The following is a 24,917-nucleotide window of genomic DNA, read 5'->3' on the forward strand; positions in this document are numbered from 1 at the left end:
GTGATAATTTCCGCGCCGCTGTAAAATATCGAGCGGCGTGCAGTAGTAATCAACTTACTTCCCGAATAAGACAAGCAATAATGCTGACATCAGCCTTTTTACCTTTGGGTATTAACTGGCGCTTCGCGTCAGAAACCTTACGCCGTGCAGTTTTTATGTTGCTTTGTGCGACATGGGTGACATTTGTCAGTGCCACCGCTAGTGCATTGGATAAACAAAAAATAACCGTCTCTTACCTGTATAACTTTGCGAAAAATATTGAGTGGCCTAATCAGGCGACCATGACGTCTTTTGATATTGGTATTTACGGCACCTATAACCCGGCGCTGATGGATGAATTAACAGTATTAAAACAGCGCGTTAAATTGCGTGACTTACCGATTAGCGTGACTCAGGTAAACCGGGTCGATTCATTGGCGAAATTCCATCTTGTGTATGTAGAGCAGGCAAGCGCTAAAACAATTAGTGATATTTACGATGTATTGGAAGGTAAGCCGGTATTGTTGGTGACACACGCTTATGACAATAAGCAACTGGTGATGATAAATCTGACGCCCACCAATGACGATCGCCTGAAGTTCGAAGTTAATAAGTCCAACATCATCAACCACGGCTTAACTCCTTTGCCCGAGTTAATATTAAATGGCGGTACTGAAATTGATGTGGCAAAGCTCTATCGCGAGGGACAAGCATCACTCGTTGCATTGCAAAAGCAATTGCACGGCCGAGAAAAAGCGCTGAATGAGTTAAGCGTATCGATTCAAAAGCAGCAGGCGACTAACGATCAACTGCAAGTGCAAATGGCATCGCTTAGCCAAAACATCCAAAAAAGCGACGCGTTAATTGCGGAGCAAAAAAAGCAACTTGAAAAACAACAGATACAAATTGAAGCGAGTAAGTTGGAGCGCGAAAGCTTGCTCAATGAAGTGGCCCAGCGTACTCGGGAGCTGGATGAACAGCAGCGACACCTGGATAACATCCGCAAGGAAATTGATACGCGAGAAAAGCGCTTGACCTTCCTCAATAGCACCATTAAATCCCAGGAAGATATCATCCTCAAACAAAAAGATGCCATTGTGAATTTGGACGAGTTGGTCGATTCACAAAAAGTTGCCCTGCGTTATTTGTGGGGCTCGGTCATCCTGGGCGCACTCTTGATTGTAACCGTATTGATCGCATACACGGTAAAACGGCGCGATAACCAGCGCCTTGCCGCGCACAGCCAGGATTTGCAAATGGCACGTGATCGGCTGGCCATTGCCAAACGCAAAGCGGAAGATGCAAGCCAGGCGAAGAGCGAATTCCTGTCGTTGATGAGTCACGAGTTGCGTACCCCGTTGCAGGCCATTATCGGGTATACGGAGGTGGTCATCGAAGAATTAAAATTGGCTGACGATGAGCATCACGTAAAAGACTTAACGCGCGTAATTGCCAATAGTGAGCGCCTGTTGAAATTAATTAATAGCGTGCTGGATTTGGCCAAGATTGAATCTGGTCGTATGGATCTTGATCTGGCAGAAGTAAAACTCTCCAGCCTGGTTGACGAAGCTGTTGGGACAGTAGCACCGCTGATTGAGAAGAACGCTATTCGGTTGGTGTTGGATGTCGATGATGGTGAAACCCTGCCAAAAGCAGATCCAGAAAAATTACTGCATATACTCATTAATTTATTAGGTAATGCGATCAAGTTTGCGCCCAATGGACAGGTACGCATCAAAGCCTATCATCAACCAAAACGTATTTTTATCAGCGTGGCTGACAGTGGCATTGGTATATCGGCGGAGCAGCAGGCGGGCATTTTTGATCCATTCAAGCAGGCGGATTCCGGTACAACGCGTAAATTCCAGGGTAGCGGTTTGGGCTTGTCTATTACGCGCCAGCTTTGCGAATTAATGGGCGGCAGTATTCATGTCGAAAGTGAATTGGGCGCAGGCGCCAAATTTATTGTGGAGCTGCCACTACCAATGAATCCCACCCCGGTGGCGATACAAAAAAATGATGCAGAAGAGTCATTCCCCTCAGCGCCATTATCCAATCCGGACGCTATAGGTGAACATGTCGTAATGATTGATGATGATCCGGCATTTTTGGATGTAATGGCGCGCACCATTCGCGCCGAGGGTTATCAGGTACATACGGCGAGTGATGCGGAAAGTGGCTGGCGATTGATTCAGTCCATTAAACCCCAGGTAATTACGCTCGATTTATTGCTGCCAGACCAGCACGGCTGGATTTTATTTGAGCGTATCAAGGAAGATCCGGATGTGTGCGATATACCGGTAATTGTGGTCTCCATGATCGAGGAGCGAAAACGATTTAATCGTCGGCCAGCGGAAGAATACCTCACTAAACCGGTTAGACGCGAAACACTAAAACACGCTATTCAAAAGCTCGCACCTCGTACTGAATAGGAGATCTTCGGTTCATTGAAGTAAAAGCTAAGTCAATGGGCTTTGCATTAATGCAAAGTTAAACTAGTCTTACCACTTTCTTAGTGCAAAAAGTGCTTACTGGTCGAGATACTCACGCATCAGTAGGAAACTTCAAGGCTTATTAATGCAGTTGGGTCTATAGCATTGAGTGGTTCAGTCAGCGGAATGACGGTAAACCCTTTTTAATTAGGTTGTCATTATGCGCTTGTCTCCTGTGGCAAAATTTTCGCTTGCACTTCTTCCTTTCGTTATTGCCGCTGCTGCACGGGCAGCATCGGAACCCTCGTCCGCCCCGGAAGATTTTTATAATCTCAGCCTTGCTGAATTGGGGCAGGTTGAAATTTCAATTGCTACGGGCAATAGCACTCCATTGGATCGCGCTCCGGCTGCAGCCACGGTGATTACTGCCAGTGAAATCGAAGCCTTGGGTGCGCGGAGTCTCAACGAGGTTCTGGAATCCGTACCCGGGCTCCATGTGGGGCTCTCTAGTTTGAGTCGCCTTGATTCTGTTTATTCCATTCGCGGTATCCATACCGGCTTTAATTCCCAAGTCCTGTTAATGATTAATGGCGTTGCAGTGCAATCAAGCTTGCAGGGTGGGCGGCCATCTTTGCTGAAAATTCCGGCCTCTGGAATTGACCGTGTTGAAGTTATTCGCGGGCCAGGTTCTGCCGTTTACGGTGCGGATGCTTATGCTGGTGTAATCAACGTAATTACGAAAGATGCTTCAGTCATAGACTCTACCAAAATAGGTGGTGGTGCAGGAGCTTTTGGAAGTCGTGATTTGTGGTTACAAACCGCTAATCAATGGCGGGACTGGGGCGTATCTCTGAGCATGGCTTATCAGGAGAGCAATGGCGACAGTGATCGTGTAGTCAATACCGATTTGCAATCCTTACTGGATAGGGGTTTGGGAACTACCGCGTCTAACGCTCCAGGAGCACTGTCGACACGTTACCAAATTGTGGATACGCACCTGACTCTCACCAGTGAGAAAACGCAATTTAATTTATGGAGTTGGATTTCCAATGATGCCGGCGTAGGTGCGGGTGGTGCGCAGGCGTTGGATATTAATGGCAGCGATGAAAGTAATCTGCTGTTAATGGATGCAACCTACCATTTTGATGATGCGGGTGGCGACTGGGATAATAGTGCCCGTTTTAGCTACCTCTATTACGACCTGCAAACCCGTTTTACGCTCTTGCCCGCAAATAGTCTGATACCTATTGGAGTTGATGGCAATGTTAATGCCGTCGAGCCTGCTGGTTTGGTGTCTTTTCCCGATGGTTTAATCGGGCAGCCAGGGCAGGAATCTGTCGACACTCAACTGGATTTGATTTCAATTTATTCGGGCTGGGAATCGCATCGAATAAGGTTTGCTGTGGGTTCAAAGCATCAAACCTTGGAAGCGCGTGAATACAAAAATTTTGGCCCGGGCGTGATAACCACCATTGTTCCTGTGGTGTCGGGAAAACTCACCGATGTTAGTGATTCAGAATATGTTTTTTTGCCCGATAGTTCGCGAACTATCGCTTATTTTTCATTACAAGATGAATGGCAGATTACCTCGTCCCTGGAGCTAACGTCTGGTGTACGCTACGACGATTACTCCGATTTTGGTGGAACAACCAATCCACGTATTGCGCTGGTGTGGGCTGGAACAGAACAGCTCACTACTAAATTAATGTATGGCAGTGCCTTTCGTGCTCCTTCATTTACTGAGCAGGGGTCCAAAAATAATCCGGTATCTCTTGGTAATTCTGATTTGGATCCAGAGCAAATAGACACTGTCGAGCTATCGTTCAATTATTTAGCGACCAAAGATTTCCAGACCTCCCTAACGCTATTTCGCTATCAGGCGCGCGATATGATTGAGTTTGTCTCCGCCAATGTTGCTACGATAAAAATGGCGCAAAACGCACGCGATCAGGACGGTGACGGCTTTGAACTGGAGATGAATTGGAAACCGCTTTCTTCATTGCATTTTTCTAGCAGCTATTCCTATCAGGATGCAAAAGATGTAAGCACCAATCAGCCAATTGCGGATGCACCGGGGCAACAGATTAAAGTAAATATGAATTGGGAGTTTGCGCCTGATTGGTCTCTGAATAATCAGTGGATTTATGTTGCTGATCGCGAGCGCCGTGCGGGGGATATACGCCCCGCAATTGATGATTATACCTGGGTGGATTTGGTGCTAACGCGAAAAAATATAATTCCACAAGTTGATGCATCGTTCGCGGTGAGAAATCTCGGCGATGCCGACGCGCGCGAACCCAGCAGTGGCGAAATTGCTGATGATTACCCGTTGGAGTCGCGTAGCGTCTGGTTGCAATTAAGTTATCAGTTCGATTAATTTTTGGGGCAGTAGATGCAAGATCCTAAACACGATCAGGTGCGCAGCCGCAACGAACCCTTTGTGGCGAAAACGGCAACGCGCATTTGGCAAGAAATTCCTGATGCAGATAACCCCTACCTTGCGCGCGCGGCTTACTGCTATGGTTATGATCTGCTGGAGTTGATGAGCAGACGATCATTTTCTGATGTTTTTTATTTGTTATTTCGCGGTGAGTTACCCACGCCAGAACAGGCGAACATTTTTGAAGCATTGATGATTAGCTTGATTAACCCCGGCCCTCGCCACCCCGCCACACGTGCCGCTATGAACGTGGGTGTTGGCAAAACTAACCCCTTGCATATTTTACCAATCGCCAGCGCGGTACTGGGTGGTGATTATCTCGGGGGTGGTGAAATTGAAAATGCGATGCGTTTTTTACGCAAACAACACGCTAATTCCGCACGGGATTTATTTAACGAATGGGCTGATCAGAGCACTTCTCCCGATACCCTTGCTGCCCATGGAATATATGGATTTACTCAAAAATATGGCGGTGTGGACTTCTTAACGCAATCTATTGCAAATCAGTTATCAGAAATGCCGGGAGCTGGCGATTGTTTGCGTTGGGGGCAGGATTTCGCGCGCTACTTACATCCTTTGGGAATTGGTTGGTCAAGTACAGGCGTTGCGGCCGCCGTATTTGCCGATTTGGGATTTCATCCGCGCGCGGGCGGTTGTTTGTTTCAATTGTTGGGCGCACCGGGACTCGTTGCCCATGGTCTTGAGTTGGCAAATAAGCCTATTACTGCCATGCCGTTTGTGAGTGATGATAATTATGTTATTGAACGATGAAGATTCGCTACACAATACTTCCAACAGTAACCCGGATGTAATTCACTTTCTTGACCAGCAACGGGGAAAAATTTTTAGTAAAACCGGTGGCTGGTTTCCTGGTAAAGGTGTCTTTTCCCACGGCTATTCCATGCTGGAAGAACTGGTGGGTGAAAAATCCTATTTTCAAATTTTAATCTTAAATGCAACAGGAAAATTAGTAACTAAAGAGCTAGCCGATTGGGTTGAAGCAATTTATGGCTGTTTAAGCTGGCCAGACCCGCGTATATGGTGCAATCAAATTGGCGCGCTTGCCGGCGCCGCGCGCACATCCGTGGTAGCAGCCACTACCATTGGGTCTCTCGCGGCGGATTCTCGGTCTTATGGTCCCTACACCTTGCTGGAAGGGTTGCGTTTTATTCAGCGAGCGCACGCACAATTTCTTGCTGGCGCCAACGCGCAGGAAATCGTTCAACGTATTACGACCGCCAATCGCGGTAAACCTTATATTGTTGGTTATATTCGCCCGATTGCTAAAGGTGATGAGCGCCTTGAAGCCATGGAGCGCTTTGCAAAAAAATTGGGATTTCATACAGGCTCGCACCTTTCTCTCGCCTACGAGATTGAAAAAGTATTAATGCGTGAGTTTGATGAAGGGATGAATATTAATGGCTATATGTCAGCGTTTCTTTCAGATCAGGGCTTTACTCCCGAAGAAGTTTATCAAATGTTCGCCGTCATGGTGGCCAGCGGTGTAACGGCCTGTTATCTGGATACTTATCAGCGTCCAGCGGATACTTTTTTACCCTTGCGCTGTGAGGATATTGATTACCAGGGGCCAGCGGCGCGCAGAGTCCCTGAATAAATTTCCCTTCTAATTTATGTAGGAATAGTTATGCAAAAAAATGCGTTGGTGACAGGTGGAAACTCAGGCATAGGTTATGCGACAGCGAAGCTATTAAAGGCCAAGGGTTATTCAGTGTTTATTTGTGGTCGTGATCAGGCGCGAATCGATAAAGCAGCGCAGGAACTTGGGGTAACGGCAATTCTTGCTGATGTTGGCAATGCAGGCGATGTGTTGCGGCTGGTAAATTATTTTTCCGATAAACCGTTGAGTGCTCTGGTAAATAATGCGGCTGTTGCGCATTTTATTCCTTTGCCGTTAATTACCAGCGCTGATTTTGACCAGTTTATGAATGTCAATTTGCGCGCGCCATTGGAATTAATTAAAGGGTTGTTACCTTCGCTGCAACAAGTCGGCGGAAGTATTACGAATGTTTCATCGGCAGTTGTAAATAATGGCTTAGCGAATGCGGCGCTCTATGCGGCGACTAAGGGAGCTTTGGAGGCAGTGACTAAAAGCCTCGCTATTGAATTAGCGCCCGTCGGCATTCGCATTAACGCCGTTTCACCCGGCGCGATAGACACCCCGATTATTGGTAAGCTGGGTTTTGATGAGCCTACTCAGGCAGCGATTAAGGCCCATATGGAAACGACTATTCCATTAAAACGTTTTGGTCGCCCGGAAGAAGTAGCAGAAGTCATTGTGGCGCAGTTGGAGTCTAGCTATACCACCGGCGCAATCTGGGCGGTGGATGGTGGTGTTAATGTAACTTAATATGTAGTTGTGTCGGCGCCAAACAGTTAAGGGGATAATGAGCAGGGGCTAATGAGCCCCTTAATTTTTTTATGACGATGCAATTTCTTGCTTGAGTAGCAAGCGCTCAACGGGTAACGGATGCCCTATGTGATAACCCTGTACAAAATCTACGTTCATACTTTTCAATATTTCCAGAATGGCTTCGTTCTCCACATATTCCGCGACGGCTTTTTTGCCGAGTGCCTGGATTACCTGAATCATGGATTTCACCAGAGTCTGGTCAACTTGATCGCGATGCAAGTTCTGGATAAAAGAACCATCCAGTTTGATGTAATCCGCCGGTAAATCTTTTAGATAAGCAAAACTGCTAAAGCCGGAACCAAAATCGTCGACTGAAAAGCTGCAACCAAGTTTATGCAAATCAGCAATGACTTTTTGAGTGATGTGTAGATTAAACAAGCTGGCGCTTTCTGTTAATTCAAACGTGATGCGTTTAGGGTTCACACCGGTCGCGGTGAGATTTTCCAAAATGGTCGGCACCAGATTTTCATCTTTAAAGGCCTGTGCCGATAAATTAATAGCAATGTGATTTAGCTCAGGATGATTATGCAGGGTGTGGATTGCCAGTTTGATAATCCAGCGATCCAGCAAATGCATTTCACCCGCAGATTCCAATGCAGGAATAAAGGTGTCCGGCCCTAAAATACGCCCGTCGGGCTCACGCAACCTCACCAACGCTTCGTAATAGGAAACGCGGTTGTTTTTAATATCGAAGATGGGTTGGAAGTAGAGCACCATGCGATCTTCCATAATGGCCTTGCGAATTTTTTGCGAGGTATTGATGGAATGACGCAACTCGTCACTTTCGCTGTCGAGCGGATCGTATTGGTGAATCAAATTGCGGCCACGCCCTTTGGCGACATAAAGCGCAATGTCAGCGCGCATTAAATGCTCTTCGGCGTTGTTGGTGCTGCCATCAATCAGGGTGAGCCCAATACTGCTGCCCAGGCTGATGCGTTGTTCCTGCAATTGAAAGGTGAATTCCGCAACGATTTGTTGAATGTTGCGTGCAAACTCATAGACTTCATGCGCCTTAATATCGCGCAGCAGGATCGCAAATTCATCGCCACCCAAGCGACATAAAATATCAGTACCGCGAATGCGCTTGCTAAGCAGGTGCGACATCTCGCGCAACACTTCATCGCCTTTTTGATGGCCAAAAGTGTCGTTGATTACTTTGAAGTGATCGAGGTCAAGATACACCAGTGCGTGTTGACGATTATTGCGCACGGAATCCGCCGTGAGTTGTGCGAGTGTCGATTCAAAAAAATGGCGGTTGTACAGGCCGGTTAAGGAATCGTGCATCGCCAAATATTTTAGCTGCTCCTGGGATTCGCGTCGCTCGGTGATGTTGTCCAAGCAGATGGTGAGATTTTCTGAATCCTGCAACCTGGTGGATCGGCTGACTTTTAACTGCGCCCAGAGTTTTTGTCCGCGATAGTTGCTTAGGCATAGCTCAAATTCAGGGCAGGGTTTATTGCTTTGCAGGGTTTTGCGAATTTTATTTTTGAACAGCGAATACTGGTTAAAATCATCAATGGCAATAAACGCTTCCAGTGATTGCCCAATACATTCACTCACCGGAAAACCCATCATGGTTTCCCAGGCATGGTTTAAATATTGGATTTTAAAATCGGCATCCAGTTCCATGACTACTGATTGCAAATCGTTGAGCAATTGGTGATGGCTTTCATAGAGTGCGCGGTATTCGCGCTCTCGTTCTTGTACGTCGTTAACTCGCGCGGCGAATTGCGCATTGCTAACTAAATAGTCGTCGCGGTGAATGGCGATATCGCACACCTTGCGCAATTGTTCTGCGCGAAATGGTTTGGGCAGGAAATCTACCGCGCCCATAAGCATCAGCTCTTCTGCTTGGTCAATCGTGGTGTGTGCCGTCATGATCACGACTGGCTGGTTGGCGTCGATACTGTGAATCTCCATCAAAATATCGCGCCCAGATAACTTGGGTAGCATCACGTCCAGCAGTACCAGGTCCTGACGGCCTTGCACCCAGGCACGCAGGCCGGCGTCGCCTTCATTCGCAAATTCAATATCAAAGGCACCAGACAGAATGCGTCGAATTAAATCGGCGGTGTCGGGTTCATCTTCTACTACCAGCAGACGCGGCTTGGGTGTGATCGTTTCTTTTTGGCGGGTAAGATTTTTAACGACGGCCGGTAGTTGCTGCAGATGTTCCAGAGGGAGTAACTGATTGATACCGTATTCGCGCGCGGTCACTTCGGCGATACGTTCACACCAGGTTTGCGCGGTAATCACGATGGGCAAATCAACACGGCAGAGCAAAATACCGCTGCGTACCAAGCGCGATAGCCGCCAGCCATCCATATCGGGAATGTTTACATCTACAATTAATAGATCGATGGTTTGCTGGCGTAACACCCGCAGGGCTTTTTGTGCAGAGTCTACGCAGCTGGTGTTGGCATGCGCGAGTGTTTGCACGCTGGCGTTGATCATGGCCAGTGCGTCGGGGTCGTTATTAACGATGAGAATGTTAATAGGTGAGTCAGGTTGATTGGTGTTATCGATTAACACTCATGAGTCTCCGAATTAATATCCTTTTAGCCTAGCATAAACCGCTAAAACCTTTTCATTTGAAAAAGTTTTTCATGTAAATCTTCCCTGTATTCGCAAACGGTTATACCGGGCGTTTAACCACCCGGTGTTGCAGAGCCATTGACTGCCAGACCTTTAATGCGGTCGCCCATGGGCGGTACCTCTTCGCGGTCTATGCGTATATCCAAAAGTGTAGGCCCTTTTTTATTAAAAAGCGCAGCATAATCCAATTGTTCAAGCTGGGTTGGGCAGTCAATCACTATGCCATCTACACCCATGGCTTGTGCCAGTTGCGCGTAGTTCACATTGTTAAGTTCCCAGCCGATGGATTCCTGCTGGCCGAGGCGCTGGCCATGCATCACCATGCCCATCGCAGCATCGTTTAATACCAGAAATACGACAGGCAATTGTTGTTGCGCAGCGACGGTAATTTCCTGCGCACTCATCAAGTAAGAACCATCGCCAACAATACACAGGGTCGGTGCCGCGCGATTGCCAATGGCCGAGCCTATTGCGGCTCCAATTGACCAGGCCATGGAGCCATAACCCATGGCAATGCGATAAAGGCCATTGCTATTACTGCGACTCAAATAATGGGTAGCCCACGACCAGCCATTGCCGGCATCAATAAATATGCGTGTGTCTTGTGGCAGTGCACGTGAGAGATGACTCATTAGGCGCTGGGGTTTGACCGGGCGTGCGTTGGAAAGGCATTTGTGCTCGTCGGTCAGGCGGAAGAAGCCGCCATTCGCATTAGGGGTTGATGTGTTGCCGGGTAGGGTGGCCCAGGTGCGGCCCCATTTGCGGATCTCGCGCACCTTCTCCACCAGCCGCGTGAAAATCACATCGATATTGCCAAACACATGCAGGTTGGCCATGGGTGAGCGAGTGAAGTGTTCGATGGAGGAATCTATGTGCACTAACTTGGTATTGAGCAGGTCATCTTTCCAGCCGCTAGTACCCAATTCACCCAGCTCGGTACCCACTGCCAGGATCAGGTCTACGTCTTTGTTTTGCAGGAGTTCACGTGCGCTTTCGTGTCCGGCAAAGCCATAAACACCGCGATATTGTGGGTGGTGCTCGTCCACCCAGGTTTTACCCATAGGGCCTGTGACGAAGGCGGCACCCGTTAACTCGATAAACTCCATAATTTGCTGACTGGCCTTGCCCACGCCATTGCCGATATACATCACCAGGTTGTCGACCTTGCCCAGCTTTTCACACAAGCGGGCGATTGCAGAATCGTCGGCAAGAGCGAAGTCGTGGACCAACAGATCGCTGTGAATATGGGCGTTGATCGTCGCCGGCGAACGCAAAATATCCGCTGGAATACTGATATGGACCGGGCCATTGGGTTTGCGATGAGCGGCCATAATGGCGGACACCAGTTTGCTCTCCAATTGTTCATGGTGCGAAATCAGCGTATTAAACTGGGTGACATAGCGGAACATGCCGACCGTATCTATCGCCGTGCAACTGGATTCCTGCAGGGCGCGTTTGCCAAATTTGGGCAAGGGTGTCTGGGCGGTAATGACCAGCATAGGAACTTCGTCGGCCAAGGCAGACGCAACACCGGTAATCAGGTTAGTAGCGCCGGGGCCAGTAGTGGCGCAGACCACACCCATCTTGCCGGTTTCACGGGTATAGCCATCGGCCATAAACGCGGCGCCACATTCGTGACGGGCAACTACCAACCGCGGCCCGCCTTTGCGTTCGCTGCGAGCGAGCGAATTGAGCAGGGGTTCAATTGCACCACCTGGCACACCAAACACTGTGTCAATGCCCATTTGATGCAGGTAGTCGACCAGCAAGTCGGCGTAGGTTGTGGGTAATTCTGCTTGGGGGGGCAACTCTGAAACCGCTTCGGGCAGTTCGGGCGCCAAATAGGGGATATTGACGAGCTGTAGCATGGACTTCGCACCTTGTTTCCAAAAGTGAGTGGTCCGTCACAGTTGATAGGTTTTTAGTATGCTGCACAATATATACCAATGATGAAAAATGTGCCAATCATTTAATGAGCAAACTGTATAAAACCTGATCTTTTCAAGGCCTTAAGGTGCTAAAGAACTGCAAAGGGTATTTAAACAGGCATAAAAAAGCCCCGGCGAGCCGGGGCAAACAGAGGATATTTTCGCACCAATTCCAGCTTCGCGATGCCGATGAGGCACCGCCGGAGAGCAAGGAGGCTGCAACTGGCTACGAAATCATGCGACGCTTTTGGCCTGTGCAGGCGCGCCTTGTTCAGCTTGTTTCTCCGCGCGCTTGGCGGAGATAGGTTCAATTTTTTTTTGCTTTTCGTAGAGGAAGCGCAATACCGCCGAGCGATAGCCGTTGTATTCGGCGTTATCTGCCAGTTCCAGGCGATTGCGTGGGCGCGGCAATTTCACATCCAGAATTTCCCCAACGGTGGCGGCCGGGCCATTGGTCATCATTACAATACGATCAGACAAGAGAACCGCTTCATCCACGTCGTGGGTGATCATAATTACGGTGTTGCCCAACTCGTTCTGAATTTCCATCAGGGAATCTTGCAGGTGCGCGCGGGTCAGTGCATCCAGTGCGCCGAACGGTTCGTCCATCAGCAGCACTTGCGGTTCCATTGCCAGGGCGCGGGCAATACCCACGCGCTGCTTCATACCGCCAGAGATTTCATCCGGGCGCTTGTGCATAGCGTGGGTCATATGCACCAGCTCCAGGTTGTGTTCAATCCATTCGCGCATTTCTGCTTTGGTTTTCTTGCCTTTGAATACGCGCTTAACACCCAGCTCTACGTTTTCGTAGGCGGTTAACCACGGCAACAGAGAGTGGTTCTGGAATACGACGGCGCGCTCAGGGCCAGGTTCATTGACTTCGCGGCCATTCAATACCACTCCGCCGGTGGTGGCTTGGTACAGACCGGCAACAATGTTCAACACGGTGGATTTACCACAACCCGAGTGACCAATCAGCGATACAAATTCGCCTTTTTTAATTTTCAAATCCACATCGCGCAGTGCGCAAAAAGGACCTTTGGGCGTGGGGAACTCAATTCCAACTTTTGTTAATTCCAAATGAATCTGGCTCATGGTATTTCCTCTGTCTAAATCTGTAGTGAAATAATTTGTTGGTCAATGTAGATAACGCAATTTGCGTACCGTTTTGTAAGTGATTAACGGACTACGGCGCTCTTATCCCAATTCACATAGGTTTGAATCATTAAAATGGCGCGGTCGAGCAAAAAGCCGATCAAACCAATCACCAAAATGGCGAGACAAATACGACTCAACGAATCGGATGAACCATTCTGGAATTCATCCCACACAAATTTTCCCAGGCCTGGGTTTTGCGACAGCATTTCTGCGGCGATCAACACCATCCAGGCAATACCCAGCGAAATACGCAAGCCGGTAAACATCATCGGAATAGCGGAAGGCAATACAATTTTGATGACGTGAGTGAACCAGCCCAAGCGCAATACGCGGCTCACATTGATCAAATCCTTACTGACGCCAGCAACACCAACTGCCGTGTTGATCATTGTCGGCCAGAGCGAGCAGAGGCTGACCGTGAATAGGGAAATGATGTAAGACTTGGAGAAGGTCGGTGATTCGGATACGTATACTGCGCTAACAACCAGGGTTACCAGCGGCAACCATGCAAGTGGTGACACGGGTTTGAATAATTGAATCAGCGGGTTGATTGCGCCATAGAGCGTTTGGCTTAAACCGATAACTATTCCTACTGGTATCGCGATTATCGATGCTACAAAAAATCCCGACAGTACGGTTAGTAAGCTGGTATTAATTTTATCAAAAAAAGTCGGGCGACCGCTGAATGCGCGCTCATCCAATTTGGCATTGGGATCTTTTGCCAGCAACTCGGCATTGCGTTTTTCCTGACGTTCATAAAATTGTTCGGCGCGTGCCTGCTCGGATTGATATTCGTCTACCAAGTTGCCCCACTGTTCAAAAACTTGTTTTGGTTGCGGAAAGTTTCCGAGCGACGTTTTGATGTTCGGGGCCAAGGTGTGCCAAACGGCTAGGAATATTAATAAGCCCAAGGTTGGCATGGTAACGTTGATAATCACATCGCGCCATTTAATGGCTTTTAGTTGTTCTAACTTCAATGTGGAAAGTTTATTGCTCATAACGAAATCCTCTGCTAGTGCTTGCCAGGTCGTAACCCGGCAAGCTTATTTTTTACTTGCACTCGCTAACGTGATTAAATTTTTTCTTCGCCTTTTAAACCGATTTCAAATTGCTTTATGTAGTCGTTGGGTTTGGTTGCGTCGAAAGACTTGCCGTCGATAAATTTGGTGTCCTCAGGTTTGCGATAACCAGTAACTTGCTCGATCCCGGGGAAATCGGTCGCCTTCATTTTTCCTTCCTCGATCAAGTCTTTCACTGCGGTGCGATAGATTTCTGGGAGGAACACTTTTTTCGCTGTTTCGCTATACCAGTTGTCAGGCTTGGCTTCTGGAATTTGACCCCAGCGACGCATTTGAGTGAGATACCAAATTGCGTCAGAGTAATAAGGGAAGTTGGCGTTGTAGCGGAAGAATACGTTGAAGTCGGGTTGTTTGCGCACATCGCCACGATCATATTCAAATACCCCGGTCATGGAGTTAGCGATAACTTTATAATCAGCACCTACATAGTGAGATGCGGAAATCATTTTTGCTGCTGCAGTGCGGTTGGCGTTGTTGTTGTCATCCAGCCATTTGGCGGCGCGAATAAGCGCTTTAACGACATGAATATGGGTATTTGGGTTTTTGTCGGCCCAATCTTTGGTTACGCCAAATACTTTTTCAGTGAAGTTACTGTGAATATCATTGTTGGTAACTACAGGTACGCCAATGCCGCGAAAAACAGCTTGTTGGTTCCAGGGTTCACCAACCATGTAGCCTTTAATTGTGCCCGCTTCTAATGTTGCCGGCATTTGTGGTGGAGGGGTCACCGATAGCAAAACTTCTGCATTTATTTGACCGGTAATATCACCTTTATGTGGGGCGTAAAAACCTGGGTTAATTCCCGCTGCCGCTAACCAGTAGCGAATTTCATAGTTGTGTGTAGATACGGGAAATACCATTCCCATTGGAAATGGTTGGCCTGCATCCTTGCTAGCCTTAATGACCGGCTTTAACGCATCGGCTTTAATTGGATGAACTAATTTTCCTTCTGCATCGACTGGAACATTTTTCTTCATTTTCTTCCAGACATCATTGGCCACAGTAAGTCCGTTGCCATTTAAGTCCATCACGAATGCGGTGACTATGTGGGCGTTGGTACCAAAACCGATGGTAGAACCAATTGGTTGACCGGCAAGCATATGGGAGCCATCCAGTTCGCCAGTAATGACGCGATCTAAAACCACTTTCCAGTTGGCTTGGGCTTCGAGTTCCACGCTCAGGCCTTCATCGTCGAAGTAACCATTTTCATACGCAACTGCGAGCGGGACCATGTCAGTTAATTTGATAAACCCGAATTTCAAATCAGTTTTTTCAGCTGGACCGGTCGCCGCTTGTGTTGCTGCGACAAATGAAAAGCTTAGTGTTAACGCACTTGTAAATTTGGCGAGTGGTCGCAACAGTGTGGAAATTTTTTTCATTTTTGTGGTGGAAACTTTCATTTCTGGCTCCTGGCTTTTGGTGGTGCTTGAAAAAGTTTTCTGAAAAATATTTGGAGATTTTTTCGCTGCGAAAAAATTTCCAGTTTTTGAAAATTTATTTGAGTCGACGATAGGTCTTATTCAAACACTATGCCAAGTTAAGTGACGCACTTTTATGGCGCAGGGTTTTTTGGGGGATTAATTCGTTTTTGTGGGGGTTTGCACTTTGCTGATACACCGAAAATGCAGCTGCGTTTTTTTGGTGCCGCTATTTGCGGTGTGTGCGTGCGCTGAACCTTGGCTACTCAGGTAAAACGCGCACTTTTTTCGCGCAAGTGATTTTTTTCTGCCAGAAAACCAGACCACCCAGTGGGGGCGAGCCGATCGAATTAATCGGGTGAATAGAATAAATAGTCTTATAGATCTGTGGTTTAGCGTGACATTTGTGACGCGCCAACTGACGTGAGTGCACCTATACTTGAAGGCAGATTCAGTTCCATTATTTGGATAAATCCCATGAAAATATCCGTGGTTCCCTCGGTTTTGGTGGTTTTGCTGCTGAGCGCCTGTTCTTCTGTGGTGCAAAAAACACCCTTTTTGGCGGATAAGGGCCCTTTGGCCCAAGCCTTGTCGGGGGAATTGATTCTGGGGCGCAACTACAAGGCCGAAGAGCTGCCAAATAGGGATTTGTTTGGGTTAAGTCCTGAAATGGAGGCCTTTGCCGAGTCTGCCACTGCCGCCGTCCGCCTGCAGGATTCCAAAGCCGAGGCGCTGCATCTGGCGCTGATGAGCTCTACCGATGCTGGCGGACGAGGAGTCACCTACAGCGCTTATTACACGAATACTGGTGTAGAAGCATTCGAGCAGCGGCAGGCGAATTGTTTGAGTTATACCCTGATGTATGTGGCTATGGCGCGACATTTGGGGCTTAACGCCGAGGTGAATGAGGTGATGCTACCGCCCACGTGGGACATGCGCGCTGGCGATACCTACTTGTTTATGCGGCATGTCAACGCCAAGGTATTTATGCCACGTAAACGCAGTTTGCCCTGGGTGCGGGTGATGGAAACCGCTGATGTGGGCGATATTGTGGTGGATTTGGAAATGCGTCGCTTCAAGGCGCATTACAAGCAAAAGGTGATTGGTAAGGATTTAGTGGCCGCACAGTTTTATTCCAATCGCGGTATGGAGTTAGCGGCAGAAGGAAAAACTACCGAGGCATTTTTGTATTTGCGCAAGGCGTTATTAATGAGTGAGGAGCCGAGCTATATCTGGAGTAATTTCGGCAGTTTTTATCGCCGGCACAAATTTTACGCACAAGCTGAGGCAATCTATTTGCACGGATTGGCTATTAACCCGCGCGATTACACCATCATGCACAACTTGGCGGGAATGTATCAGGAGTTGGGGAACGACGCGAAACATCAGGAATATAAGCAACGTGTTCGTCAGCACCGCAATGCCAACCCCTACTATATGTTTAAGCGCGCCGAGGAGTTGGTTGCCCTGGGTGATGATGAAAAGGCGCTAAATTTGCTAAAAAAAGCACTCAAGAAAGAAAAAGGCGAACAGCGCTTTTTTCGTTTGGCCGCTGAAATATATGAGCGTCAGGGTGATACCCATAATGCCGAGCTGATGCGCGATAAAATATATCAACTCAGTACCATCAGGTTTTAACCTGGCGTTTAATGTGGTTTATCTTTCTGTATCACCAACTGCACGCTGCCGACTTTAAACCCCCATTTGCGTAGTGTGGATTCGTTCAGCAACGTGTTGTCGTCCACCAACCACATCCAATCCTCCACCTGTAATTGTAAGGTGGAGCCTTGGTACTTCACTTCCAACGTATAGTGTAGCTGCATCGCATTGCCGCGAGTCTGTGCACTACCAGGGCCAATTACATCACCAGCCGTTGCGGTGTACCCAGCAGCGGTGGGTGTGAGCGTCCAAGTGCGGTATTGAAGTTCTCCGTCATTAAACTGAAATACCTCCTCTAATGTGCCAATTTTCGCCCCGCTGGAATCTCGCCAGTAAGCATTTATACGCGCTGTAAAGTAGCGGGTAACTTTTCCGCTACGATTTTTAACGACCCCCTGTGCCGTTAACGAACCGTTAAAAAATTGTTCCGGTATCAGTAGGGGTTTGTTGGATGCATATTCATCCAGAGAGGTGGTGGAGCATGCAGTCAGCATAAAAATAATTCCCACTAATAACCAGTTACAGCGAAGGGTAATCATGACGATAAACTCGGATTGGCCGTTTGCAGTAATCTACGTTGGGGAATTAAATTTGGATCAAGAGAAAAAGGATGCCCGCACTGATGTGCGGGCGGTTGAAAACGCATGGCTTCGTTATTTGGACGTGCCGCGAGTAACCACATAGCCAAGCAGAGCTACGAGTCTGTCGAGCGCAAATCCGACCAAGCCAACGTAAATAAGTGCAAGAATGATGTCGCTAATGCGCGACGAGTTCCATGCATCCCAGATGAAAAAGCCTATGCCTACACCACCCACCAGCATTTCCGCGGCGACAATTGCCAACCAGGAAAGCCCTACACCGATACGCAAGCCGGAAAATATGTAGGGGGCCGCTGCGGGCAGCATAATTTTGTAAAAATACTGCCAGCCATTAAGCCTCACGACGCGTGCGACGTTGCGATAGTCCAGCGGAATATTGCGCACTCCCACGGAAGTATTAATGATTATTGGCCAAATGGATGTAATAAAAATGACGAACAAGGCTGAGGGTTGGCTGTCTTGAAAGCCCGCGAGTGATAACGGTAACCATGCCAGCGGGGGGACGGTACGCAATACTTGAAACAAGGGGTCCAGCCCGCGCATGGCCCATAGGGATTGCCCCACCAAAATTCCCAGCGCTATACCCGCAATTGCGGCGAGGGTGTAGCCAATAGCGACCCGCTTGAGGCTTGCCAAAAGCTGCCAGCCCATACCCACATCGGTGCCGCCGTTGTCGTAAAAAGGGTTTTGGATAAGGTATATGGTCTCTTCAACGACAGTGCTGGCAGACGGCAAGCTTGAACCGGGTCTTGAGCAGGAAATTTCCCAAATTCCAACTAATACGCTCAGGACGACCAGTGCGGGCACGACCCGAACCAACAAATATTGAAAAAGTTTTTTCAACGGTTGAAACAGTGAAAACCCTTTTTCTGCTGATTCACTTATGCTGCCATCGGCGATGCTTGCGTCTGCCATAGTTTAACTCCTCTATGCCATGTATTTGATGGTTAAGCTGTCGAGATAGGCTTTGGGGTTTTCCGGATCAAATACTTTTCCGTCAAAGAACTTCTCAACCCCACGTGAAGTGCTAGCGGGGATTTCAGCGGCGGGAACATTGAGTGCGGTTGCTGCTTTGCGCCACAAATCCTCACGGTTTACTTTGTCGATCAGGGCTTTGGTATCAGTAGCCGCCGGTAGATAGCCCCAGCGAATATCTTCCGTCAGGAACCAAAGGTCATGACTTTTGAATGGGTAGGACGCGAAGTCTTTCCAGTAGCGCATTTGTTCCGGGCTATCCTGCACTACACGGCCAGTACCGTAGTCAAAGTTACCTTTCAAACGATCAACCACGTCATTAAATGGCGCTCCTATCCATTTGCGATCGGAACAAATTTTCGCAACTTCTTCGCGATTTTCTTTTTTCTCGCAATACATTTGCGCTTCCATTACGGCCATCAACAGGGCCTGGGTTGCATTGGGATTTTTCTCAACCCAATCGCTGCGCATTGCAAAGGCTTTTTCCGGATGGTTGTGCCAAAGTTCGCTGGTGGTTAACGCGGTGTAGCCAATTTTTTGATTAATGAGCTGGCGATTCCAGGGTTCACAAACGCAGAAGGTATCCATACTGCCAACTTTCATATTGGCAACCATTTGGGCGGGCGGCACAACAATGGTTGAAATATCTTTGTTGGGGTCTATGCCCGCTGCCGAGAGCCAATAACGCATCCACAAATCGTGTGTACCACCGGGGAAAGTTACCGCAGCGTTCACAGGTTTACCGCTAGCTTTTTTGGTAGCAATCGCTTCTTTAAAGCCCTTTGCACTTACGTCGAGTTTTAAATTCGCGTATTCATTGCCTACGGAAATACATTGGCCGCCTAAATTCAATCTCGCCAGTATCGACATGGGTACTGGTTGATTATTTGCAGTCATTTTTCCGGTTGTAATTAAATAAGGCATAGGTGAGAGAATGTGCGCGCCGTCGATACCGTTGGCAGCCGATCCTAAAACGAGGTTGTCGCGTGTAGTGCCCCACGAGGACTGTTTTAAAACTTCAACGTCAGTCATTCCGTATTTCGCAAAAATGCCTTTTTCCAGCGCTACAAATAGTGGGGCGGCGTCTGTCAGAGCAATAAAACCTAGTTTTGCTTTAGTGGTTTCTACACCGCCCGTTGCAGCATAAACAACGCTGCGCAAACTTCCTGGCAACATGCCCAGTGCCGCTACACCGCCAATGGTTGTTAAGCCGGTTTTAATGAGTTTGCGGCGCTTGTTATCAATTTTATCGTCTGGAAATTTAGGGGTATCCATGAAATCAACCTCGTGCTCGTTAGTGTGGTCAGTAGGGTCTTGAGTGGTGGTTCTATTTTGAAATTCATTGGGGTAAAGGCATAAAAAATGCCAATCGAATTGCTTTTTTTAAAAACAAGTGAAATTCATGTTGAATTTAATGGTTTTGCATTGGTGTGGTGCTGGTTTTGAAATGGCTGTTAATTTGTGATGTATTTAAGCGCATTTATAGAGATCAAATTTTCACTATGATGATGCAAAAATGCCGTTTTTAATGGTGCGCAAAATTGTGCGTGCATTGGCATTGCTGCGGAAGTTATCCAAAATGGCGAGGGGAGATGGTGCAAGCTCTTCGACCATGTTCAAATAGAGTGCAAGTAAAGGTCTGTAATTGTTTGGAGCGAGATATGGACTCATTCGGTTTCTCGTCCTAGGCTGCGCTCCACAACGAGAACCACGAGGATTCGATATGAAACAACTACTACTGGGCATTTCTTTGGGTGGCCTTTTGGCTACCCACGCATGGGCAGGTGAATGGCAGAGCCTGTTTAATGGTAAAGACTTAACTGGCTGGGAAACCTATGTGAGCTACCAGCCGGAAACCAATGAATACAATCTGGTTTCCAAACACAAACCGCGCGGTGTTAATAATGACCCGAAGAAAGTATTTTCGGTGGTGGATGGTCAGCTGCGTGTTTCGGGCGAGGAGTGGGGTGGTATAACTACACTGGCAGAGTTCGAAAATTTTCATTTGAAATTCGATGTTAAATGGGGCGAGAAAAAATGGTCGCCGCGTTTGGATGTGCGCCGCGATAGCGGTGTTTTGTACTTTGCCGTTGGTCCTCAGGGGGCGCAGAGCAATCACTGGATGCGCAGCCATGAATTCCAGGTCCAGGAAGGCGATAGCGGCGATTACCACAGCCTGGATGGAGTCATTATCGATGTGCATGCCGGTGATGCCAACGAAGGTGATTGGAAGTTCTACGCCTACGACCCAAAAGGGCCTTTGCGCAAAGATATAGCGGCGCGGGTACTCAAACTGGGCCTTTACGAAAAGCCCTACGGTGAATGGGATACCATGGAAGTCATTAGCGATGGTAAAACCCTGATCCACAAAGTGAATGGTCACGAAGTATTTCGCGGCTTTAACTCGCGTGAAAAGGTCGATGGTAAATATGTTCCGCTGACACGCGGTAAATTGCAGATACAGTCGGAAGGGGCGGAAGTTTTCTATCGCAACATCAAGATCAAATCGCTGGATAAGCCGGCGGCCCAGTATTAATGCCAAGCCCAACTGCCGGGCGCGCTAACAATGCGTGCTGGCAGACGGAATCATCACAAACCGTCAATGGCGGTAAAAACAAGTTGCGTTCGCCCGTTTGCGCGGGCAGTCTGGGCTCATGTTTCACCCTCCCAGTTTATTTCAACGGAGTTGTGTATGAGCCCTTTCTATTCTTTCATGGCCGAGCGATTGAACGGCCAGCCGCAAAATTTGTCGGACTATGCAGGCCAATTGGTGTTAGTGGTAAACACCGCCAGTAAATGTGGATTCACCCCGCAATACGCCGGTCTGGAAGCCCTCTATCAGCAATTTAAGGATCAGGGGTTAGTGATTCTCGGTTTTCCTTGCAATCAATTTGGCAATCAGGAGCCCGGTGGCGCAGAGCAAATTGCCGAGACCTGTCAGATTAATTACGGTGTCAGTTTTCCCATGTATGCCAAGGTGGATGTGAATGGGGCAAGTGCACATCCGTTATTTCAATGGCTGACGAGTGAATTACCGGGTTGGTTGGGTAAATCCATCAAGTGGAATTTCACCAAGTTTTTAATTGGTCGCGATGGCAAACCGATAAAACGCTTTGCCACCATTACCAAGCCAGAGCAGATGGCTCATTTTATCCAGCAACAGCTTAAAAAATAATTGCTTGGATTTTTAAAAAAATTAATCGCCTCCACTGTTTATTAGAATAACGATGAGTGTAAAAAATACGATTGTGATTGCGGTAATCGCATTTGGCTTGGGTTACTACGCCAATGAGTATCGGCATGCGACAGATGCTATCTCTGTTGTTGGTGATACATTTGATGATCCATTAGTTAGCGATTCACCGGTACAGAACCTGCAACAAACTCTGGTGCAGCGATCGCCCGTAGCACAATCACCTGCACCGGAAATTCCCGTGCACGTATCACCCACGAATAACGCAGTGTCCTCGGCGCAAGCCGCTGTGGAACTATCGCCTATCGAGCGCGCACGCCAGCTAGTCGCTAATAGCGCATTTCCAGCGGCGGTAGTCGTACTGAATGAAATTTTGCAGCGGGATCCCGCCGATAGTGAAGCACTGTTGCTGCTCGCGCGAGTACTGGAAAAGCAGGGGAAGCATGAAGAAGCAGTGACTATCTGGTTTCGCTATCTGGATAGTGAAGTGGATGCAAAGAAAACTGAAGATGCATTGGCCTATTTATCCAAATATTTACTTCGTCTGGTGAATAACCCCGGCATTTTTGGTGCGAGCCGCGAATGGCTGATGGCGCAATTAAATGATTTGATCAAGCTCACGCCGGACAATGGTGAATTGCACTTGCAGCTCGCAGATATGCATGCAAAAGCAGATGATCAGGAACAGGCGCAATACCATGCGTTAATGGCGGCAAACCAGGATGAAACGCGCACGCGTGCCGAAGCGTTTCTTGCGCAATTAACCAATAATGCCATTGCAGCGCAAACCGATGAGCTGGAACACAAAATTTCGTTGGTGCGTTTTGGTACTCAGTTTTTGGTGCCGGTCACAGTGGAAGGAAGAAGTGTAAAACTGTTGTTGGACACAGGTGCGTCAATTAGTGGGTTAACCTCCAGCTTTATTAATCGCAATTACAACTTGGTAAAATCCCCCAAGCCCATTCAACTTAATACCGCCAGCGGTACTGTGGAAAGTTTTTTATTTGTGGTGGATACCTTGCAGATTGCAGATTTAACCTTCAGTAAACATATGCTCGCGCGTTTGCCCATGGAAAATTTCGATCACTTTGATGGCTTATTGGGGGTGGATATATTGGGCCGTTTTGATTTTGTGATCGACCAGGAAAAGGCTGAGCTGCGCTTGCGCAAACGGCAATGATCTGCTCTGGAATACCAATCCGTTGTCTAATAACCTCTTCGTAGCTGACAGGCACACGGCATCTTCATATTATTGTAACCACTAGATGCTTGCCTTTGGTGCTGTATGGCGAATAGTCATAAAACGTCCGCTTTTACTCTTATTTTACTTAGTCAGTGCGCAATATTATTTTTGGGGCTGGTGCTGACCTACTGGCTAAGTCCAATACACTCAGAGCCCACATTGGACGAATCAATTGCTATCGGCTATGGAGTTGTTCTGGCGATTGTAACCCTGATCATTTTTGTTGCTGTGTATCGATTAGGCGGAAACTTTTCCGCTCAGTTACTCATTGATATTCGTCGGGTGACCGGCCTCTTTATTGGTTACTCGTGGTGGCAACTTTTGGTCGTGTCTTGCCTGGCCGGTGTTGGGGAGGAATTACTTTTTCGGGCATTTCTACAAGGTTGGTTGACGAACTACTGGGGTGTTGGTTGGGCAATTCTAGTCGCATCCATTGTGTTTGGTGTTTTGCACTATCTGTCTTTTGCTTACTTCGTCAGTGCATTTCTAATGAGCATTGCGTTCGGATTGGGGTATTACCTGTCAGGTAGCTTGTTGATGGTTATAGTCTGGCATGGTTTTTACGATTTAATTGCGTTGGTTGTGATGGTTAAGTATCCTTCCTTGATAAGTGCAAATAAGTAGTGGTTGAGTGAAGTCTAATGTAAATCAATGAAGGAAATCATAAATGTTGCGAAGTATTGTTTTGTTAGTGGTTGGTGCTTTATTAGCTTTTAATGTTCATGCAAAAGATGTGGATTCCGATAAGGCTTCAAAAGAGTCCATTGAAAAGCTTCTGGTTATCACAGATGCAGGTAAAATGGTTGACTCCATGTATGCCCAAATAGAAGTGGTGTTTTCAAACATGGCGACTCAGTTGGGAGTTACCGAAAAAGATAAGCCCACTTTCGACAAATATATGAAAAAGCTAATGCAATTAATGTCGACCGAAATGTCGTGGGAGAAAATGAAGGCGCCTACAATAGAAATCTATGCCAAACATTTCACTGAAAGTGAAATTCAGGGATTGATTACATTTTATAATTCCGAGGTGGGACGCTCTACTATCAAAAAAATGCCTCTGGTTATGCAGGATTCTATGTTGCTGGGGCAGCAAATGATGCAAAGTGTATTTCCAAAAATAAAAGAGCTTTCAGATGAGTTGGGTGCGGAGATAAAAGCCTCTAGGGAGAAAAATAAGAAATAATTTTCTGGAGAAGAAAAAAGCCGCAACTTAGTGCGGCTTTTTAGCTTTTTATGCGGGTATCATTTTTCGGCGTGTTAAGTTTAATCCAATTATTCCCAAGCCCAATAAGATCAGTGAGGATGGCTCAGGTACCCGGGAAACAGCGGTGCGCACGTACCAGGTGTCGTACACATCTTCCAATGAACCAATATCAAAACCATTCGTAATATTTCCATTCGCAGCATCGCTTAAATCGATGTGATTAAAGTTGCTCCAGTATTCAGCGGCAAAACGATAAACTGAGTGATCGCTAAAACCCGATTCAGGGATTACGCTGGCGCTGCCAATAATGAAATCTGTCCAGTCCGGGCGCAGTGCCCATTCCTCGGCGGTTGCATAACGCCAGCCTTCGCTCGCTCGATATTCCGGCGCTTCAATATTGCCAGGCCCCCATTCGCCAGTAGCTATAGGACCTGCATAAACCCAATCCAGGCCGTTGAAGTTGAGCAGGATGTTTTCGTCAGGAATAATTGTTGATGCGTCGATAATTACTGCCTGGCTATTCAGGCTAACGAGTGTGCCAACGCTGAGTGCGATGGTTGCAATTAATTTTTTCATAGAGT

The 24,917-nt window shown here is 47.6% G+C and carries 21 protein-coding genes; 11 read left to right on the top strand and 10 right to left on the bottom strand.

Annotation, left to right across the window (positions count from 1 at the left end; genetic code table 11):
- Positions 1-80: 80 nt before the first annotated feature.
- The 5 genes from D0C16_RS21440 (at position 81) to D0C16_RS21460 (ending at position 7,219) form a co-directional block, all read left to right on the top strand.
- Complete coding sequence (locus D0C16_RS21440) at positions 81-2,411, top strand: YfiR/HmsC family protein (RefSeq protein ID WP_151034226.1); 2,331 nt, start codon at positions 81-83, stop codon at positions 2,409-2,411.
- A 220-nt stretch (positions 2,412-2,631) separates the two neighbouring features.
- The gene (locus tag D0C16_RS21445) at positions 2,632-4,788 is read left to right on the top strand and encodes a TonB-dependent siderophore receptor (protein WP_151034227.1); all 2,157 of its coding nucleotides are present in this window, start codon (positions 2,632-2,634) and stop codon (positions 4,786-4,788) included.
- 15 nt (positions 4,789-4,803) lie between these two features.
- Positions 4,804-5,622, top strand: a complete 819-nt coding sequence (locus D0C16_RS21450) for a citrate/2-methylcitrate synthase (protein WP_151034228.1) — start codon at positions 4,804-4,806, stop codon at positions 5,620-5,622.
- Entirely contained in the window at positions 5,606-6,466 is an 861-nt protein-coding gene (locus tag D0C16_RS21455) for a hypothetical protein (protein ID WP_151034229.1), read from the top strand. Before D0C16_RS21450 ends, D0C16_RS21455 begins: the two co-directional genes overlap by 17 nt.
- Before the next feature lie 30 nt (positions 6,467-6,496).
- On the top strand, positions 6,497-7,219 hold the full coding sequence (locus tag D0C16_RS21460; RefSeq protein ID WP_151034230.1) for an SDR family NAD(P)-dependent oxidoreductase: 723 nt from the start codon (positions 6,497-6,499) through the stop codon (positions 7,217-7,219).
- 69 nt (positions 7,220-7,288) lie between these two features.
- Here the strand turns inward: D0C16_RS21460 and D0C16_RS21465 are convergent, their stop codons facing one another.
- The 5 genes from D0C16_RS21465 to D0C16_RS21485 all read right to left on the bottom strand — a co-directional run bounded on the left by D0C16_RS21465 (position 7,289) and on the right by D0C16_RS21485 (position 15,421).
- Positions 7,289-9,814 carry an EAL domain-containing protein gene (locus tag D0C16_RS21465; RefSeq protein WP_225318801.1) on the bottom strand — a complete coding sequence of 842 codons (2,526 nt, stop codon included), beginning with the start codon at positions 9,812-9,814 and terminating at the stop codon, positions 7,289-7,291.
- A 116-nt stretch (positions 9,815-9,930) separates the two neighbouring features.
- Positions 9,931-11,745: a thiamine pyrophosphate-binding protein gene (locus D0C16_RS21470; RefSeq protein ID WP_151034231.1), complete on the bottom strand. Its 1,815-nt coding sequence runs from the start codon at positions 11,743-11,745 to the stop codon at positions 9,931-9,933.
- A 294-nt stretch (positions 11,746-12,039) separates the two neighbouring features.
- Positions 12,040-12,900, bottom strand: a complete 861-nt coding sequence (locus D0C16_RS21475) for an ABC transporter ATP-binding protein (RefSeq protein WP_151034232.1) — start codon at positions 12,898-12,900, stop codon at positions 12,040-12,042.
- Between the two features lie 83 nt (positions 12,901-12,983).
- A complete protein-coding gene (locus D0C16_RS21480) occupies positions 12,984-13,961 on the bottom strand; it encodes an ABC transporter permease (protein ID WP_151034233.1) in 978 nt (325 codons plus the stop codon).
- 74 nt (positions 13,962-14,035) lie between these two features.
- Entirely contained in the window at positions 14,036-15,421 is a 1,386-nt protein-coding gene (locus tag D0C16_RS21485) for a CmpA/NrtA family ABC transporter substrate-binding protein (RefSeq protein WP_151035056.1), read from the bottom strand.
- A gap of 516 nt (positions 15,422-15,937) precedes the next feature.
- On the opposite strand from D0C16_RS21485, the gene D0C16_RS21490 reads away from it, so the two are divergent.
- The gene (locus tag D0C16_RS21490) at positions 15,938-17,098 is read left to right on the top strand and encodes a tetratricopeptide repeat protein (protein ID WP_151034234.1); all 1,161 of its coding nucleotides are present in this window, start codon (positions 15,938-15,940) and stop codon (positions 17,096-17,098) included.
- Positions 17,099-17,106: 8 nt separating this feature from the next.
- Here the strand turns inward: D0C16_RS21490 and D0C16_RS21495 are convergent, their stop codons facing one another.
- The 4 genes from D0C16_RS21495 to D0C16_RS24115 all read right to left on the bottom strand — a co-directional run bounded on the left by D0C16_RS21495 (position 17,107) and on the right by D0C16_RS24115 (position 20,364).
- On the bottom strand, positions 17,107-17,613 hold the full coding sequence (locus D0C16_RS21495) for a DUF3833 domain-containing protein (RefSeq protein WP_151034235.1): 507 nt from the start codon (positions 17,611-17,613) through the stop codon (positions 17,107-17,109).
- Positions 17,614-17,772: 159 nt separating this feature from the next.
- Positions 17,773-18,633: a nitrate ABC transporter permease gene (ntrB, locus tag D0C16_RS21500; RefSeq protein ID WP_151034236.1), complete on the bottom strand. Its 861-nt coding sequence runs from the start codon at positions 18,631-18,633 to the stop codon at positions 17,773-17,775.
- Between the two features lie 12 nt (positions 18,634-18,645).
- Positions 18,646-19,968, bottom strand: coding sequence for a CmpA/NrtA family ABC transporter substrate-binding protein (locus D0C16_RS21505; protein ID WP_151034237.1), 1,323 nt, complete (start codon positions 19,966-19,968; stop codon positions 18,646-18,648).
- A 225-nt stretch (positions 19,969-20,193) separates the two neighbouring features.
- Positions 20,194-20,364, bottom strand: a complete 171-nt coding sequence (locus D0C16_RS24115) for a hypothetical protein (RefSeq protein ID WP_191968586.1) — start codon at positions 20,362-20,364, stop codon at positions 20,194-20,196.
- A gap of 52 nt (positions 20,365-20,416) precedes the next feature.
- Between D0C16_RS24115 and D0C16_RS21510 the strand changes: the two genes are divergently transcribed.
- The 5 genes from D0C16_RS21510 (at position 20,417) to D0C16_RS21530 (ending at position 24,315) form a co-directional block, all read left to right on the top strand.
- Positions 20,417-21,229 carry a DUF1080 domain-containing protein gene (locus D0C16_RS21510; RefSeq protein WP_151034238.1) on the top strand — a complete coding sequence of 271 codons (813 nt, stop codon included), beginning with the start codon at positions 20,417-20,419 and terminating at the stop codon, positions 21,227-21,229.
- 156 nt (positions 21,230-21,385) lie between these two features.
- Complete coding sequence (locus tag D0C16_RS21515; protein WP_151034239.1) at positions 21,386-21,868, top strand: glutathione peroxidase; 483 nt, start codon at positions 21,386-21,388, stop codon at positions 21,866-21,868.
- A 52-nt stretch (positions 21,869-21,920) separates the two neighbouring features.
- The gene (locus D0C16_RS21520) at positions 21,921-23,066 is read left to right on the top strand and encodes a retropepsin-like aspartic protease (protein WP_151034240.1); all 1,146 of its coding nucleotides are present in this window, start codon (positions 21,921-21,923) and stop codon (positions 23,064-23,066) included.
- A gap of 222 nt (positions 23,067-23,288) precedes the next feature.
- Positions 23,289-23,753, top strand: coding sequence for a CPBP family intramembrane glutamic endopeptidase (locus D0C16_RS21525; RefSeq protein WP_191968587.1), 465 nt, complete (start codon positions 23,289-23,291; stop codon positions 23,751-23,753).
- A gap of 43 nt (positions 23,754-23,796) precedes the next feature.
- Positions 23,797-24,315, top strand: coding sequence for a DUF2059 domain-containing protein (locus D0C16_RS21530; RefSeq protein ID WP_151034242.1), 519 nt, complete (start codon positions 23,797-23,799; stop codon positions 24,313-24,315).
- A gap of 48 nt (positions 24,316-24,363) precedes the next feature.
- Here the strand turns inward: D0C16_RS21530 and D0C16_RS21535 are convergent, their stop codons facing one another.
- Positions 24,364-24,912 (bottom strand): PEP-CTERM sorting domain-containing protein, encoded by a 549-nt coding sequence (locus D0C16_RS21535; RefSeq protein WP_151034243.1) that lies wholly within the window; start codon positions 24,910-24,912, stop codon positions 24,364-24,366.
- Between the last annotated feature and the right edge of the window lie 5 nt (positions 24,913-24,917).

Source organism: Cellvibrio sp. KY-GH-1, assembly GCF_008806975.1.
Lineage (GTDB): Bacteria > Pseudomonadota > Gammaproteobacteria > Pseudomonadales > Cellvibrionaceae > Cellvibrio.